We start from the raw sequence: 16409 nt of genomic DNA, 5'->3' as shown, positions 1-16409 counted from the left end.
AAAGACTAAAAAAAAGCCTCCAGATGGAGGCTTTTTTGATCTGCATTAATCTATTGAATTAATACATTAAAATATAAACATTTTATTAACGTTTTAGTTATTTATCTTGCGATAAACTATAAACGTATGCGGTTAGTAGATGGATTTTATCTTCACCTAAAATGTCTTTCCATGCAGGCATAACACCAGCACGACCGTTGTTAAGTGTTTCTTCAACAGCTCGTTGAGAACCACCATATAGCCAGGTGTTATCAGTTAAGTTAGGTGCACCAAATGGTAAGTTATGTGCAACTGAACCTTTACCGTCAGCCCCATGACACGCGGCACACATTGCAAACTTAGCTGCGCCAGCGGCAGCGTCTTTTTGGTTAACTGTACGACCCGATAAGCTGAGTACATGAGCGGTCATTTCTTTAATGCCTTGCTCACCTAGTGCAGCCCCCCACGGTGGCATAGCAGCAATACGGCCATGTAAAATCGTTTCTTTGATTTTATCTGGCGTACCGCCGTACAACCAATCTTTATCAGTTAAGTTAGGGAAGCCTTGGCCACCCCGGGCATCAGAGCCATGACACTGAGAACAATTTTGGGCAAACAAACGTTGACCAATCTCAAGCGCTTTTTCATCTGTAGCAAGTGTTTCAATGTCTTGCTGAGCAAATGCTTCAAAGATCGGACCAAAGCGTTCATCTGCCGCGCGGTATTCAGCATCAAGTTTAACAAAGCGACCTTCAGCCTGTGCCTCTTCAACAGCCATTTTAGACTCTGCTAAAGAGGTAATACCTTGATTAGAGCTTGTCCACTTACCTAAACCTTCCCAATTACCCAAACCTGGGTATGCTGCTAAGTAATAAACTGACCATGCGAATGTTGCAAAGAACATGTAAGTCCACCACTTAGGTAGCGGGTTATTTAGTTCTTCAATACCATCAAATTCGTGTCCGCAGCTTTCACCTTCTTTAACGCCTGTATAGTTTTTTAAGTTCCATACGAGCAAACCAAACAAAATGAAAAGACACGATAGGGTTAATACAATAACCCATATACTCCAAAAGCTAGTCATTTCTCAGACCCCTTTTCCTCGTTAGAGATTGTATCCTTGTGTGTTTTTTCATCTTCAAAGATGGCATTAGCAGCGTCTTTAAAACGTGTTTTACTACGCCTGCTATATGCCCACACAACAATGACAATAAATAGTACTAAAATTACCAGAGTTAAAATGCCTCTGTATGTTCCGTAATCCATAATTTATTACTTCAAGTGTGTGCCAAGTTGTTGCAAATAAGCGATAAGGGCTTGCATTTCTGTTGCACCTTTACCGTTATTCATTGCATCAACCTTGGCAACATCAGCGATTAGTTCTTCATCGCTACCATACCCTAAACCTGGATGTGCCGGGTTTTCTGGGTTAATAGCAAATGTATCACGAAAAATTTTAAGCTTTTTCAGAGTAAGGCTAGTATCAACTCGATCCTCTGCTAACCAAGGGAAACCTGGCATGTTTGACTCAGGAACCACTGCACGCGGATCTACCAAGTGAGCATAATGCCAGTCATCTGAGTAACGCTTGCCAATTCTAGCAAGGTCAGGACCGGTACGCTTAGAACCCCATAAAAAAGGATGATCCCATACTGACTCACCTGCTACTGAGTAGTGACCGTAACGTTCAACTTCGTCACGGAAAGGACGGATCATTTGTGTATGACAGGTATGACAACCTTCACGTACATAGATGTCATGGCCTTCAATTTCAAGCGCATTAAGAGGGCGTAAACCCTCAACAGGCTTAGTTGTATCGTCTTGGAACATCAGTGGAGTGATTTCTACTAATGCGCCGAAGCTGATAGCAAAAACAGTCAAGATAGCCATAAGGCCGATATTTTTTTCGACTATTTCATGTTTGTTTTGTGAATTATTATTGCTCATCATCTCACTCCGTTATGCTAACTGTGCTTGCGCATCTAATTTCAACGAATCATTCTTCGCAGAAATAGTACGATAAACGTTATAAGCCATAACCAGCATGCCTACTACGATGAACACACCGCCTAAGAAGCGCATAACATAGAAAGGATGTGATGCTTGCAGTGATTGTACAAAGGTATACATTAATGTACCGTCAGCATTTACTGCGCGCCACATTAGACCTTGCATAACACCTGAAATCCACATTGCTACAATGTAAAGTACAACACCAACAGTATGTAGCCAGAAGTGTGTATTAACGAGTTTCACGCTGTACATACGGCCTTGCGAAAACAACGCAGGGATAAGATGGTAAATCGCACCGATAGAAATCATTGCAACCCAACCTAATGCACCAGAGTGAACGTGACCTATAGTCCAATCAGTGTAATGAGAAAGAGCATTCACAGATTTAATTGCCATCATCGGACCTTCAAAGGTAGACATACCATAGAAAGACAATGATACAACTAGAAAACGCAGTACCGGATCGGTACGTAATTTATGCCATGCGCCAGATAACGTCATGATACCGTTAATCATACCACCCCAAGATGGAACAAATAAGATGATTGACATCACCATACCTAAACTTTGCGTCCAATCAGGAAGCGCGGTGTAGTGTAAGTGGTGAGGACCAGCCCAAATATACAGTGAAATCAATGCCCAAAAGTGAACCACTGATAAGCGGTATGAATATACAGGACGACCCGCTTGTTTAGGTACGAAGTAATACATCATGCCTAAGAAACCAGCCGTTAATAAGAAACCTACAGCGTTATGACCGTACCACCATTGAACCATGGCATCTACAGCACCTGCGTAAATTGAATATGATTTAGTTAGGGATACAGGTACAGCCATACTGTTAACAACATGCAATACTGCAACGGTAATGATAAAGCCGGCATAGAACCAGTTAGCTACATAGATGTGTGACACTTTACGTTTAGCTATAGTGCCCATGAACACAACCGCATAAGTTACCCAAACAATGGCAATTAAGATATCAATTGGCCACTCAAGCTCTGCGTATTCTTTAGTACTGGTCATACCTAATGGTAATGTGATAACAGCGAGGACAATAACTAATTGCCAGCCCCAAAAAGTAAAGGCTGCTAATTTATCGGAGAGAAGGCGCGTTTGACAAGTACGTTGCACAACATAATATGATGTCGCGAATAGTGCACTTGTACCAAATGCGAAAATAACTGCGTTCGTGTGTAACGGACGAAGTCGAGAGTATGTTAACCATGGTATATCAAAGTTAAGTGCTGGCCAAGCTAATTGGGCAGCAATCAGAACCCCAATACTCATGCCAACGATGCCCCAAATCACTGTCATAATAGTGAATTGGCGTACAACCTTATAGTTGTACTCAGTTTGTGATGCTACTGTTTGGCTCATTATCTGGCTTCCGCTGCAATAAATGCGTTTAGAAATGAATTACCCACTTTATTAAGTGGGGCCTACTATTTTTCTCAAGTATGTTATCAAAAACCCTCAATACCTTGACTGCTTCAGAAAACAAACTCGAGAAACCCTTATTTTTGCAGGGAAATGATAAATTTTTTGACCTAAAAAAGATAGGTCAATTGCATAAAATTATGACATCAATCAATTTTTCTCATGCAGTTGGCTATTTTTTGACACACTTTTGTACATTTACGTAAGAATTTAGTTCAGTGGTTGTATTTTAACGGTACGCTGATTAGTATCGGCCTTTAATTTCTCTAAGGAATACTATGCCAATTAAGCTTTTAGTAGTGTTTTTAAGTGCATTAAACATGTTAATGGCATGTGGCCCACAACCGCTAAGTATAGAAGAGCAAATCCAAGGTGCAAGTTGTCAGCCAAATCAGTTATGCGAGTATGATAATCAGGTGAAAATTTGGTTGAGTGAGCAACAAATAACACCAGAGACACCTTTTGAAATAAACTTATCGTTACCAAGTACAATGTTAGTACACAGCGCTAAGCTTGAAGGTATCACTATGTATATGGGTTATATTCCGGTGTTGTTTGAGCCGCGTAATGATATTTATGTTGCTCAAAGTATGGTTGGCATTTGTTCTGAGCGTAATATGACCTGGAAATTGACACTGGAAGTTAAAAATCAACAAGGCCAACTTAAGCATGTATATTATTACTTTGATGCGACTTATTGATATCTGTTTAATTTATATTAAACCTGAGTGTTAATTAAGAGGTTAACGACCCAAGCTCAGGTTATTTAGTTGCGACCTCCTTTATCGATCATACTACCTATCGAAACACCATTTTTGCCACCTTTTATTAGCTTGCTTTGTTATATTTTCAGTTAAATTTACAGAGTGCGCATAAAACCACCTTATTTTTACATTAGGCTGCACTGAACAAAGAGCAACAGCATTATATTGCCATTAAAAAAGCTGTATAGAGCTTAAATGCGCAAAATTATTGCATAACTATGGTTAGCAGTTGTTGGTCAGTTTTGCAGTTTTAATAAAACCATGTGATTAACTTGTTAATTTTTCTGATTTGGGTATTTTTGTACAGTAATTACATATAATTACAAAGTTAGTTGGTTTGATTTCATAGGTGTTTAAAGTGTTTCATGTTAAATGTAATATATTGAATTGAATATGTATTAACTGATTAACAATGAAACATTCATTAACTAACGTACCTATTGCAGGATTATCAATAATTGAAAAGGTAATTATTGACCTCTCATTCAGATTTCGTTCAGTTAAATCCGCCTAAGTTGCCATCGCTGACTCGATATTCTCAAATAAAACGAGCGCTACCTGAGCAAGGTATTTCTCCAACAAGTAGGGTTTCACATGAAAAAATCTATGATTGGCTTAGCTGTTGTCACAGCTATTCCTATGTTTTCAACAATGCAAGTAGCAGCAGCTGAAAATGCGGCGCAAACTATCGAAAAAATTCAAGTAACGGGTTCTCGCATTAAGCGTTCAGATATGGAAACCGCTAGCCCAGTTACATTAATTGGCGCCGATGATATTAAAGCAATGGGTGCAACAAGCATTGATAGCGTATTACAAAAGATGACCGCTACAGGCGGCGCAATGACAAACCCTGGTGTTAATAATGGATCTGGCGGTAACGCATCGATTAACCTTCGCGGTTTAGGATCTCAACGTACTTTAGTGCTTGTTAATGGTCGTCGTATGATCAACTCAGGGACTGGTGCAGCGTCTACCGTTGATTTAAACACTATTCCAGTATCAATGATCAAGCAAATTGAAGTACTTAAAGATGGTGCTTCTGCTGTTTACGGTACTGATGCTGTGGCAGGTGTTGTAAACATAATCCTTAAAAATGACTTTGAAGGTTTAGATTTAAATGTAAACACTGCAATGACTTCAAAGCATGATGCAACTGAAAATTCAATTGATTTTACAGTTGGTACTTCTTTTGATAAAGGTAACATTGTTTTTGGTGCTCAGTACACTAATCGTGGCCAAGCAAGCCAAAGTGACCGTGACTTCTCAAGCTGCCCACTACTAGAAGGCGCAAATGGCCTATATTGTGGTGGTTCTTCATTTAGCGAAGGTGGACACATTCAAAGTAATGTAACGGCTAATATCTTAAATAAAGATGGTGAATTAGAAAAAACGGGTGTTGCTAACGACAGTGGCTTAAGTGGACTAGGCGGTACTTTACATCGCTACACAACAGCAGCTGATGCATACAACTACTCAAAAAGTAGCTATTTATATACACCAATGAATCGTTTAAATATTACGGGTCTTGGTACGTATGAACTTTCTGACGATACAAGTTTTTTCAGTGAATTCACTTATACTAAACGTTGGTCAGAGCAGCAGCTAGCTCCACAACCAATTAACTTTGCATTTAACTACGATCCAAGCACTATGGGCAATAGCCTATTAGGCCAAACGTATGATAAACGTCAAGTTGTTAATAATGCGTTTGTAAAAGATGCAAATGGTAAGTATGTTACAACGCCAACAAACTACGCTAAAGGTGACGAAATTAGCTATCGTCGCCGTATGAGCGAAAGTGGTACTCGTAACTACACCCAAACTGTAGATACCGTGCGCATAGTTGTTGGTGCTGAAGGTGTAATTAACGATTACTCTTGGGATCTTTCTGCAAACTTTGGCCGTAACGATTCAGTAAGTAAAACCAGCAATCTACACAATGTTTCAGCGTTAAAAGCGGCCGTAGTTGATGGCACATTTAATCCTTTGAATGAAGCTGATTGGGCTCAAGCAAATGTAAATCCTTATATTTACAAAGAACAAGAATCAGGTGGCAGCCAGTTATTTATCGTTGCTGGTTCACTGTCTGGTGAGATGTTTGAACTACCTGCAGGTTATGCTGCATTTGCCGCTGGTGTAGAGCATCGTCAAGAAAAAGCATGGCAAGATCCTGATTCAATTGCTGCGCAAGGTCTAGGTAACGATCCTCGTATCGATCCAACAAGTGGCGGCTTTGATGTTGATGAAGCTTATGTGGAATTTGCAATTCCATTATTAGCAGATGCACCTCTAGCGCAAAGTGTTGAACTAAGTGCGGCAATTCGTGCTTTTGATTACAGCACATTTGGTTCAGATAATACTTGGAAGTTAGGTTTAACTTGGAGAGTAACAGACGAGCTAATGATGCGTGCTGTGCGTTCAACGGCTTTCCGTGCTCCTACTGTTGATGAATTGTATTCAGGTAAAGCAATATCTTATGATGGTGTAACTTACCCTGGTGCAGACGATCAAGCAGAAGTTACTGTTGGTGGTAATACAGCTCTAACTCCAGAAGAAGCCGATACATTCACATTTGGTATCGTGTATGAGCCTGAGTGGATTAGCGGCTTTTCAATGACGGTAGATTACTACGATATTGAAATTGAAAATGCGATCAGCACTTACACCAGTCAATTCGTTGTTGATCAATGTATTAATCCTAGCGGTACAGGTACTACACTGTGTGAAAATACCGGTGCATTTATACGTACAGATGGTCGTATAGTATTTAATAACCAATTGCGTAATATCGGTTCAGAAAAAACATCTGGTATTGATTTAAACTTAGCGTATTCATTTGATGCATTAGGTGTAGCTTGGAAAGCAGGCTTAGATACAACATATTTAGACGAGTATGTAGTAGACACAGGTGCTGTGATTGATTACCAAGGCTACGTTACAAATGGTAGCGGTGGTTATGCAGATCTTAAGTCAAACTTCCACCTTACAGCAAGCAGTGATAGCTGGGATGCTACATATGAAGCACGTTATATTGCCGGAATGGATAGCTTTACATGTCGTGATGAACCAGGTGAATGTATTGCACCAACGACTCCATCTATTGTATATCACGATATAAGTGGCTCATATATGATAAATGATATCGTAAGTATTTCTGCTGGAGTAAATAACTTATTTGATAAACAACCACCTTATTACTCAGGTAACTACAGCTCAAATACTGATCCGTTCACATATGATGTATTAGGTCGTCGTTTCTTTGCTGGTGTGAATGTTAAACTTTAATCAGTAAGTAACTTTGATTTTATCTAAGGCCTAGTTTTTACTAGGTCTTTTTTTATTGAACAAATGAAAAAAGGCAGTAAAATATAGTGAGCAAAATTAATTTGGAGAGTTGATTGTTAAGGCAGGATGAAAATTTATCCTTTATTATCGAACCAGAGCTGAGCCCTCGTGCTGAGCAGCGTATCGACATGTATTTTTCTATCCCCAATGAAATGGGCATCAATCCGCAAACGTTAACAGAAGAATCGTATTTTAATAACCACTTCAAGTCGTATTTAGCGTATAACGCCAATAATATCCATTTACCTTTAGTACGTAGTCGCTTTGTTAGTAAAAATAAAGGCGAACAACAAGATTATCGGCAAAACCTCAATTTGTATTGTTACCAAGTCCGCTTGGCGATTGATACTGATATCAAAGATACATTGAAGATTGAAGAAGTTGATGAGTTTTATCAGCGCGCTATTGAATTATCTGAACAAAGCCAAAGCCTACTAAAAAAATTAAGACGTTACACCCCAGACGATGAAAAACTGATTTCGTTTTATACTAACGCAGATAACTATTTAAGTTGGCACATAGAGCAGTCATTTTTGAAACTGCTTGATGAAGGGCCGCGCAGTAGTGATTATGCAAAAGAGCGCACTGATCTGATGAATTTTTGTAAAGCTGAGCAAGATTACCGTCAGGGACTGCAATATAACTCGGAATCAACCCTTCAGGATGCAAACCGGATCACCAATAAAATGCGTCTTTTACAGCGTTTGATTGAGCATGGTGTGGTGTTAAATCGTAATACTCGTTACCTCAATAGTTATTTAAAACGATTGGTTAAAGGAACCGTCACAGCAATTATAATGGCGTTTGTTATGGTTGTAGTACTGAATGCGCGGATCTCGTTTACCGAAGTGACTGCGACATTAGTGATCATTTTAGGCGCTATTTACGGGATGCGGGAAATTTTTAAAGAAGATATAACACGAGTTATTTGGCGAGCTATTGTGAAAGGTCGGCCAAAATGGCGGTTTCAATTTCGAAATAGTGTAACCAAAGATAAAATAGCTACACAATACATCTGGCTTGAATATACACGCTTTAAACATATTCCAGAGGATGTACGAAAAATATTTTCAAAACGACGTCAACAAAATAAACAAGCAGCGCAATGGCTGCACTTTGCCAGTGAAATTCGGGTTAATGCAAAAGAGTTCTTACCTGGTTATGATAGCTTGCAACAGACCTTACAATTTAGTTTAGCGGCGTTTGTGCGGAACTTAAAAAAAGGCGAAGGTAAACTGTATCATCTTGATAATAATAAAATATCTAAACAAAGTGTAGAGCGACGCTATCAGCTAAATGTAGTGCTTTCATATCAGAATGACGAAGAGATAAAGTATCAGCGTTATAAGATCACTTTAAATAGAAGTAAAATTGTTAGTATTGAGCTTATTTATAGCGAAATGGAATAAATATTACCGGCGATTTTTATCTATCAGGTATTATCTCGCTTTTTTACACAGTTTGAGAGGGAATTATATGCGCTTTCTGATTTCCAGAATGGCCCAACCAGTCATTATCTTGTTTATTGGTAAATAACTATCAGTAGGTGGCAACATCGTTACTACCTACTGCAATGGTTTATTTTTCTAAACCAGTTTTACTATATAAAGAGACTTTGTTTGACACTAAGGTGATTTCAATATTTTTACTGTCATCGCCCCATGTACAATTTGTGTGCAGGGTTTTTTCAACACAATTATCAGCGCTGCCTAAGATTGCTTCAACTTCGGTTTTGTCCATGCCAATTTCAATTTTTTCGTAATTTTCTAAACTTACTTTTGAACAGGCCGCAAGACCAAGCGCTGCTGCAATGATTAAAAGTTTTTTCATTCGGTCATCTTCCTTTATTTAGTGGTTAAATTTTCTAATTTGTACAATCATGCCCATTTTAGGATGGTCAAAATAATGAATGTCGCCACTTATAACCCGTTTGAATTGTGAAAACCTAGCGTGTTGGATTTCACCTGTGGCTTGGACTTCACTTACATCAAAGCTGGCATTAATAAATAAATAATGGCGCAAGTAAATATTAAAAGTACCATCTAATTCCCATTGATCTGCATTTTTCTCAATTGCGGGTGCGATGCGCTGATTGGCGCTGACTAAACTAATAAAGTTATTAGTAGTATATTGTGGTGTTTGCGCAATTATTGGTGCGTGCAATAATTTACCGCCAAACAGTTTAATGCTTTCAGAGCGAGATTGGCTCGCACCTTCAAAGCGCCATCCTGTATGAAGTATAGGCTTGAGTCCTTTTCGCACCAGCTCTTGCTGTTGTGATATAAATTGTAGCTGTGCGGGAGCAAGTAAGTAGGTTTGCTCCATATCATCTTTAGCAGGCGCTATTGGGCTAAGTGGAAGTGCTGAGTAACTGTGTAGGTAGTCAATACTGTCATCACATAAATTAGAGCGACTGGCACCAATCACAGAATCGGTTAATGACTGCGAATTAAAGCGAGTGTCGCCGTTGATACACTCCTGTTTAGCTTGCGCCGTATAAAGTGGTGTCAGTAAATCAACGCTGCGCTTAGCCTTAATTGGCTCTTTGTCTAAGCTAAAATCCTCTTGCAAATAAGGGGCAGGGCGCTGTTTGAATATCAGTACTTCTACTTCAAACCAACGTTCTGCAAATGCTGTGCTACTAAATACACAACACAGTAGGATAAGAGATTTTTTAAGCAACATTAATGGCTAACCTTTTTTTCGAAATCTGCAATCATTGCAGTGACCATTCTTAAGCGTTCGCGGGCATTCGCCTCATTGATCGCAAAGCGCAACTTATTTGCACCATCCATTTTATACACCTTAGGTGCACTTTGTATCAAACCTATAATGAAGCTAGGGTTAACCTTAGTATGTTGATTAAACTCAAAATAGCCACCTTTTGGATTTGCTTCAATTTTTTTGATGCCTAATTCGCTGGCTTTGAGTTTCAGTTGTTGCAAACTAAATAGGTTTTTAGTTGCATCAGGCAGCAGACCGAAGCGATCAATTAGCTCAACTTGTAATTCGTCCATATCATCTAGGTTAGCGCAGCTGGCAACCCGTTTGTAAATACCTAGTCGCGCATTTACATCGTGAATATAATCTTCAGGGAGTAATGCGGCTAACTTTAAGTCCACTTCACTTTGTTGTTGTAGCAAGTTATCAAGGGTAGGCTCTTTGCCTTCACGAAGAGATTTCACAGCTTGCTCAAGCATTTCCATATATAAGCTAAAGCCGATGCTCTGCATTTGTCCTGATTGATCATCACCAAGCAACTCACCAGCACCACGGATCTCTAAATCGTGGGTTGCGAGTGCAAAGCCGGCACCTAGATCTTCCAGTGACTCGATGGCTTCAAGGCGTTTAACGGCATCTTTCGACAGCCCTTTAGGATTGCCGGTTAATAAATAAGCATAAGCTTGGTGGTGGCTTCGTCCAACACGGCCCCGTAACTGATGTAACTGCGCTAAGCCTAGTTTATCGGCTCTATCCATAATAATTGTGTTGGCTGTAGGGATATCAATTCCCGTTTCAATGATGGTAGTACATACGAGTACGTTGTATTTCTGGTGGTAAAATTCGCTCATTAGTTGCTCTAAATCGCGTTCGCGCATTTGGCCATGGGCAGAAGCAACGCTTGCCTCAGGTACCCACTCACTAATTTCTTCTGCCACGCGGTCAATAGTTTCAACGTTATTATGTAAAAAGTATACTTGGCCACCGCGTTTTATTTCACGTAATACCGCCTCTCTGATCAAATCTGCATCGCGCTGACGAACAAAGGTCTTCACCGCTAAACGTTTAGCAGGAGGGGTCGCGATGATTGATAAGTCGCGCATACCACTCATGGCCATATTTAAAGTACGTGGGATAGGTGTGGCGGTAAGGGTTAATATATCGACATCTGCACGTAAGGATTTGATTTTTTCTTTTTGACGAACCCCAAAGCGGTGTTCTTCATCAACAATCAGTAAGCCAAGATCTTTAAATATAATATCGGCTTGGATCAGCTTATGTGTACCAATAACAATATCTAAGGTGCCTTTGGCCATTTTTTCTAGGGTGTCTTTTTGCTCTTTGGGTGAATTAAAGCGAGACAGTACACCGACTTCGATGGGTAAATCGGCAAAGCGGTCTTTAAAGTTTTCAAAGTGTTGTTGTGCAAGTAAGGTAGTTGGTACTAAAACGGCTACTTGTTTATTGTCGTTTACAGCAACAAAAGCGGCGCGCATCGCAACTTCAGTTTTACCAAAGCCAACATCACCACAGACCAGTCGGTCCATGGCTTGTTTACTTTGCATATCACCTAGCACAGCTTCGATAGCGTTACGCTGATCGTCAGTTTCTTCAAATGGAAACCCATCACTAAATACCCGATAAGCAGCACCATCAAGGGCAAATGCATTCCCCGGTTTTGCTTGACGTTGGGCGTAAATATCGAGTAATTCAGCGGCCACATCACGTACCTTTTCAGCCGCGCGTTTTTTCGCTTTTTCCCACGCATCAGATCCCAGTTTATGTAGCGGTGCACTGGCTTCTTCGCCACCAGAATAACGACTGAGCATATGCAGGGCTGACACTGGCACATACAATTTTGCTTCATTAGCATAGGTAATGGTTACAAACTCAGTGATCAGACCTGCCGCATCAATCGTTTGCAAGCCTTGATAGCGACCTACACCGTGATCCAAATGCACAATCGGTTGGCCAACTTTAAGTTCAGCTAAGTTACGGATGAGCGCATCTTGGCTAGCTTCGTATTTATGTTTACGACGGCGACGCTGCGATACTTTAATGCCAAGTAATTCTTGTTCAGTAACTATGGATAATGCGGGCTTTGTACCAAGTACTACACTTTGTTCTAGTGGGCTGACAATTAAGCCAACATCGCTACTGCTATTTACAAATTCATCGAATGATGAAAACTCTTTAAACTTTAAGCCGCTGGGTTTAAGTATAGCGAGCAGAGATTCACGGCGACCATCGGATTCTACTGACAGTAAGATACGGCCTTTTTGTTTCTTTTGCGCTGCTACATAATTTATAAATGCTTGATAGGATTCATGTAGTTTATGATCAATGCGTATTGCGGGTAACTCGCTGGTGACTAGATTTTTATTGCCTGCTTTTGTCGCGAGTTTTGCTTGCGATAACCGAATGCGAGCAAAGTTGCCTAAATTTTCAAACAGTTCATTAATGGGTTGATAAAGTGCAACTGGCTCAAGTAACGGGCGCAGTGGATCGACTCGACGGTTTTCATAACGCACATTAATATCATGCCAAAAATGCTCCGCAGCATCTTCTAAATCTCCCAGTTGCATCACTGTTGCAGTATCTGGCAGGTAATCAAAGATAGTGGCTAATTGCTCAAAAAACAGCGGCATATAATATTCGATACCAGCAGGCCAATTGCCTTTGGTCACTTGCATATACACGGAATCTTGCGATGAGCTGGCACCAAATTTTTCACGGTAGTTTATTCTAAATCGTTCAATATCGGCTTCGTTGGTAGGGAACTCATGAGCAGGTAGTAATTCAATTTTATCGACTTTTTCATCCGAGCGTTGGCTTTCAACATCAAATAAACGAATGGTATCAAGTTCGTCATCAAGAAAATCGAGTCTAAATGGATGCGGACTGCCCATTGGATATAAATCAACAATCGAGCCACGAATGGCGTATTCACCATGCTCCATGACTTGTTGCACATGCAAATAGCCTGCTTGCTCTAAGTTACTGCGAAGTTTGTGGGTATCGAGAATATCACCGACTTTAAAATTAATGGTTGAACCATAAATAAACGAAGCAGGGGCGGTACGTAGCATCAAGGTAGACACAGGCACAATTAATACACTTTGTTGTTCTTTCTTTAAAGTATTTAAGGTGGCTAAGCGCGATGAAATTATATCTTGATGGGGTGAGAAATGATCGTAAGGCAACGTTTCCCAATCAGGGAATATCATTACTGGATGCTCGGGTAGCAAGCACTCCAACTCTGTTTCAAGGCGCAATGCACTGGGTGTATCAGGGGTAACAATAAGCACTAAGCCAGCTTGTTGTTTAACCCCTTGTGCAATGGCAATACTTAAACCACTGCCAGTGAGTTGCCCCCATTGAATTTTATCTTTTTGAGATTTTACCCAAGGCAAGGCTGCCCATTGCGCAAACGCCATTTACTACTCCTTTAATGCGCCTCAACTGAGGCGCTAATTTATTCTTAATCGCGATATATTTTGGTTAAATCGTGGTAATGATCTATACGACGGTCGCGTAGGTACGGCCAAATGCGTCTTACATTTTCAGAACGCTTTTGATCAAGTTCAACAAGTAACAGTTGCTCATCAGTGTTGTTGGCTTCTGCTAGCAGTTCACCTTGAGGACCCGCTATAAACGAGTTACCCCAAAATTGAATACCTTCACTTTGACCACTTGGATCACTTTCATGACCGACACGATTACAACTAATCACGGGTACGCCATTGGCAACCGCATGTGCGCGTTGCGATATTACCCACGCATCTTTTTGACGTGTTTTCTCGCCTTCGTCATCACGTGGATCCCAGCCAATTGCGGTTGGGTAAATTAATAGTTCAGCACCGGCCATTGCCATTAAACGCGCAGCCTCTGGAAACCATTGATCCCAACACACTAAGACACCAAGTTTGCCGACAGAAGTTTGAATTGGTTCAAAACCTAAATCACCCGGAGTGAAATAAAACTTTTCGTAAAAGCCTGGATCGTCAGGGATATGCATTTTACGGTATTTACCCGCAATTGTGCCGTCTTTTTCAAGCACTACCGCAGTATTGTGATAAAGCCCTGTGGCACGTTTTTCAAATAAAGAGGCAACAATAACAATGCTTAATTCTTTTGCAAGCTCAGCTAAAGTGTCGCTACTTGGGCCAGGAATAGTCTCTGCCAAATCAAATACATCAACATCTTCGGTTTGACAAAAGTACAGACTGCGATGTAATTCTTGTAACACCACCAGTTGTGCGCCTTGGCTTGCGGCATCGCGAATACCGGCAATTGATTTTGCCATGTTTTGTGCGGCATTATCACTGTTACTTTGCTGCACTAAGGCAACGGTTAAATTTGCAGGGCTGCTCATAATGATGCTCCAGCTAAAAATCCACGGGGTAATTGCATAGTAATGCAGTGTAAACTACCAAATTGATGAATAATTGGTAAGCAGTTTACGCCTATTATTTGATGCTCAGGGTAGGCCGTTTGAATTTGTGCTAAGGCTAATTCGTCATTGGCATCAGCATAAATAGGCACAAGTACAGCTCCATTAATGATTAAATAATTTGCGTAGGTGGCAGGTAACCTGTCGCCATCATCATTAAATACGGCTTTTGGCCATGGTAAATCAATTAAGGTATAAGGTTTACCTGTTGTTGTTTTAAAACCTTGCAACTGCTTTTCCATGGCATCAAGAGCGCTGAAGTGTTGGTCATTTTTATCATCACACTTTACATACACTAAGGTATCATTGGGCGCAAAACGCACTAAAGTGTCGATATGACTGTCGGTATCGTCACCAGCTAAATAGCCATGATCAACCCATAAAAAGTCGGTGGCGCCAAGTTGTTCACGCAAGCACTGTTCAATGTCTTGTTGGGTTAGGTCTGGATTACGATTTGGATTAAGCAAACATTCACTGGTGGTCAATAGTACACCGTGTTGATCAATCTCTACACCGCCACCTTCAAGAACCAAATCAAGCGCTTGGTATTGATTGCGCGTATCGGCAAGTTGTTTAACCAGTACCGCATTAATTTTATTATCTAATTCACTGGTAAATTTATTACCCCAGCCATTAAAGATAAAATCAACAATTTTTAGTTGGCTATTATCAGCAACTGCGGCGCAGGTTAATGGGCCATGATCACGTGCCCACGTATCGTTACAGGGAGTAACAACAAAATGCACGCGGCTCAAATCAACAGCGTTGTTGCGCAATAATTGGCTAATGTGTGTTTTTAAGGCTTCATCATGAGCGATGATCACTAATTGCTCTGCATTACAAATATGCTGACATAATTGCACGTATACAGGCTCTACAGCGGTTAAATTGTCGCACCAATCAGTGGCTTGGTGTGGCCAAGTGAGCATAACGGCGTCTTGCTCAGCCCATTCGGGTAAAAGTCTAAAGTTCATGAATTTAATAAACAAACAAAGGTGCTATTAGTTTAGCATTTCAACTATAGCCAAGCCACTTCAAAATGAGGGTTGCTAGTAGCTATATTATTCTGGTTTTGTTGGCTCTGTTGTGTCTTGGTTATCAAAGTTGTCGCTTTCATGTTGCAGCAGCTGACGCTTTTTCAGTTGTCTGGTTTGTGCATGTAAACTAGCACGTACCACAAGTTCTTGATCAGTATCGCGGACGGCTTTAAAAAGTAGGGTGTATTGGTAGTGTTCATCGTCAATCTTATTAACCGCAACTACCTCGGTGTAACAATAAATAGCAGAGGCTTCATGCTGTAAAAATAATTTAGTGCGAAATGCTTGGCCAATAGAGTAGACTTTTGTATCGGTTAGTTTGACACCGCCACCGCCGTAGCTATCACAATAAATGGCGTTATCTTCGGGCTGCTCTGAGGCCAATATATGGCTCATGATCAAGTCGATTTTACGCGATTGTGCTTGTAAAAATACGGCAAGCTCTTGTGCCAAATCACCAAGGCTACGCAATGGTCTTAACGAGCTTTGCTCTAATTCACTAACCTCATTGGCCAATTTAAATAACGGTGGGATATCTGCTTCTAGTTGCGCTAAGGTAGTAGGCACTTTGCTATCGTCAACAGCAAATAAATTTACTCGATTACTTTCATCAATCTGAAAGTACTGCTCAAACTCGGTTAATTTTTCACTATTCAT

The 16409-nt window shown here is 40.4% G+C and carries 13 protein-coding genes; 3 read left to right on the top strand and 10 right to left on the bottom strand.

Annotated features, from left to right (window positions below; all coding sequences use genetic code 11):
* Positions 1 to 97: 97 nt before the first annotated feature.
* From ccoP to ccoN, 4 genes are read right to left on the bottom strand one after another with little or no spacing between them, the layout of a single operon-like run.
* Positions 98 to 1063 (bottom strand): cytochrome-c oxidase, cbb3-type subunit III, encoded by a 966-nt coding sequence (gene ccoP / locus J7338_RS10900; protein ID WP_210797076.1) that lies wholly within the window; start codon positions 1061 to 1063, stop codon positions 98 to 100.
* A complete protein-coding gene (locus tag J7338_RS10895) occupies positions 1060 to 1245 on the bottom strand; it encodes a cbb3-type cytochrome oxidase subunit 3 (RefSeq protein ID WP_210797075.1) in 186 nt (61 codons plus the stop codon). The genes ccoP and J7338_RS10895 overlap by 4 nt, the downstream gene beginning before the upstream one ends.
* A gap of 6 nt (positions 1246 to 1251) precedes the next feature.
* Positions 1252 to 1926, bottom strand: a complete 675-nt coding sequence (gene ccoO, locus J7338_RS10890; RefSeq protein WP_210797096.1) for a cytochrome-c oxidase, cbb3-type subunit II — start codon at positions 1924 to 1926, stop codon at positions 1252 to 1254.
* A gap of 12 nt (positions 1927 to 1938) precedes the next feature.
* Positions 1939 to 3372: a cytochrome-c oxidase, cbb3-type subunit I gene (gene ccoN, locus J7338_RS10885; RefSeq protein ID WP_210797074.1), complete on the bottom strand. Its 1434-nt coding sequence runs from the start codon at positions 3370 to 3372 to the stop codon at positions 1939 to 1941.
* 338 nt (positions 3373 to 3710) lie between these two features.
* Here ccoN and J7338_RS10880 point away from each other — a divergent pair, with 338 nt between their 5' ends.
* From J7338_RS10880 to J7338_RS10870, 3 genes are all read left to right on the top strand, one after another.
* Positions 3711 to 4133, top strand: a complete 423-nt coding sequence (locus J7338_RS10880) for a hypothetical protein (protein ID WP_210797073.1) — start codon at positions 3711 to 3713, stop codon at positions 4131 to 4133.
* Positions 4134 to 4790: 657 nt separating this feature from the next.
* The gene (locus J7338_RS10875; RefSeq protein WP_210797072.1) at positions 4791 to 7481 is read left to right on the top strand and encodes a TonB-dependent receptor; all 2691 of its coding nucleotides are present in this window, start codon (positions 4791 to 4793) and stop codon (positions 7479 to 7481) included.
* Positions 7482 to 7594: 113 nt separating this feature from the next.
* Complete coding sequence (locus J7338_RS10870) at positions 7595 to 8950, top strand: hypothetical protein (protein ID WP_210797071.1); 1356 nt, start codon at positions 7595 to 7597, stop codon at positions 8948 to 8950.
* A 169-nt stretch (positions 8951 to 9119) separates the two neighbouring features.
* Here the strand turns inward: J7338_RS10870 and J7338_RS10865 are convergent, their stop codons facing one another.
* The 6 genes from J7338_RS10865 to J7338_RS10840 all read right to left on the bottom strand — a co-directional run bounded on the left by J7338_RS10865 (position 9120) and on the right by J7338_RS10840 (position 16409).
* Complete coding sequence (locus tag J7338_RS10865) at positions 9120 to 9371, bottom strand: DUF3862 domain-containing protein (RefSeq protein WP_210797070.1); 252 nt, start codon at positions 9369 to 9371, stop codon at positions 9120 to 9122.
* Positions 9372 to 9389: 18 nt separating this feature from the next.
* Positions 9390 to 10226, bottom strand: a complete 837-nt coding sequence (locus tag J7338_RS10860; RefSeq protein ID WP_210797069.1) for a peptidoglycan binding protein CsiV — start codon at positions 10224 to 10226, stop codon at positions 9390 to 9392.
* Positions 10226 to 13699: a transcription-repair coupling factor gene (gene mfd / locus J7338_RS10855; protein WP_210797068.1), complete on the bottom strand. Its 3474-nt coding sequence runs from the start codon at positions 13697 to 13699 to the stop codon at positions 10226 to 10228. Before mfd ends, J7338_RS10860 begins: the two co-directional genes overlap by 1 nt.
* A gap of 44 nt (positions 13700 to 13743) precedes the next feature.
* On the bottom strand, positions 13744 to 14637 hold the full coding sequence (locus J7338_RS10850) for a carbon-nitrogen hydrolase (RefSeq protein ID WP_145233544.1): 894 nt from the start codon (positions 14635 to 14637) through the stop codon (positions 13744 to 13746).
* Positions 14634 to 15689, bottom strand: coding sequence for an agmatine deiminase family protein (locus tag J7338_RS10845; RefSeq protein ID WP_210797067.1), 1056 nt, complete (start codon positions 15687 to 15689; stop codon positions 14634 to 14636). Before J7338_RS10845 ends, J7338_RS10850 begins: the two co-directional genes overlap by 4 nt.
* A gap of 87 nt (positions 15690 to 15776) precedes the next feature.
* Positions 15777 to 16409 (bottom strand): PilZ domain-containing protein, encoded by a 633-nt coding sequence (locus J7338_RS10840; protein ID WP_210797095.1) that lies wholly within the window; start codon positions 16407 to 16409, stop codon positions 15777 to 15779.

The sequence above is a fragment of the Pseudoalteromonas ostreae genome (assembly GCF_018069805.1).
Classification (GTDB): Bacteria; Pseudomonadota; Gammaproteobacteria; order Enterobacterales; family Alteromonadaceae; genus Pseudoalteromonas; species Pseudoalteromonas ostreae.
Note: the sequence above shows the minus strand (reverse complement) of the source record. Positions and strands in the feature narration are given on the sequence as shown.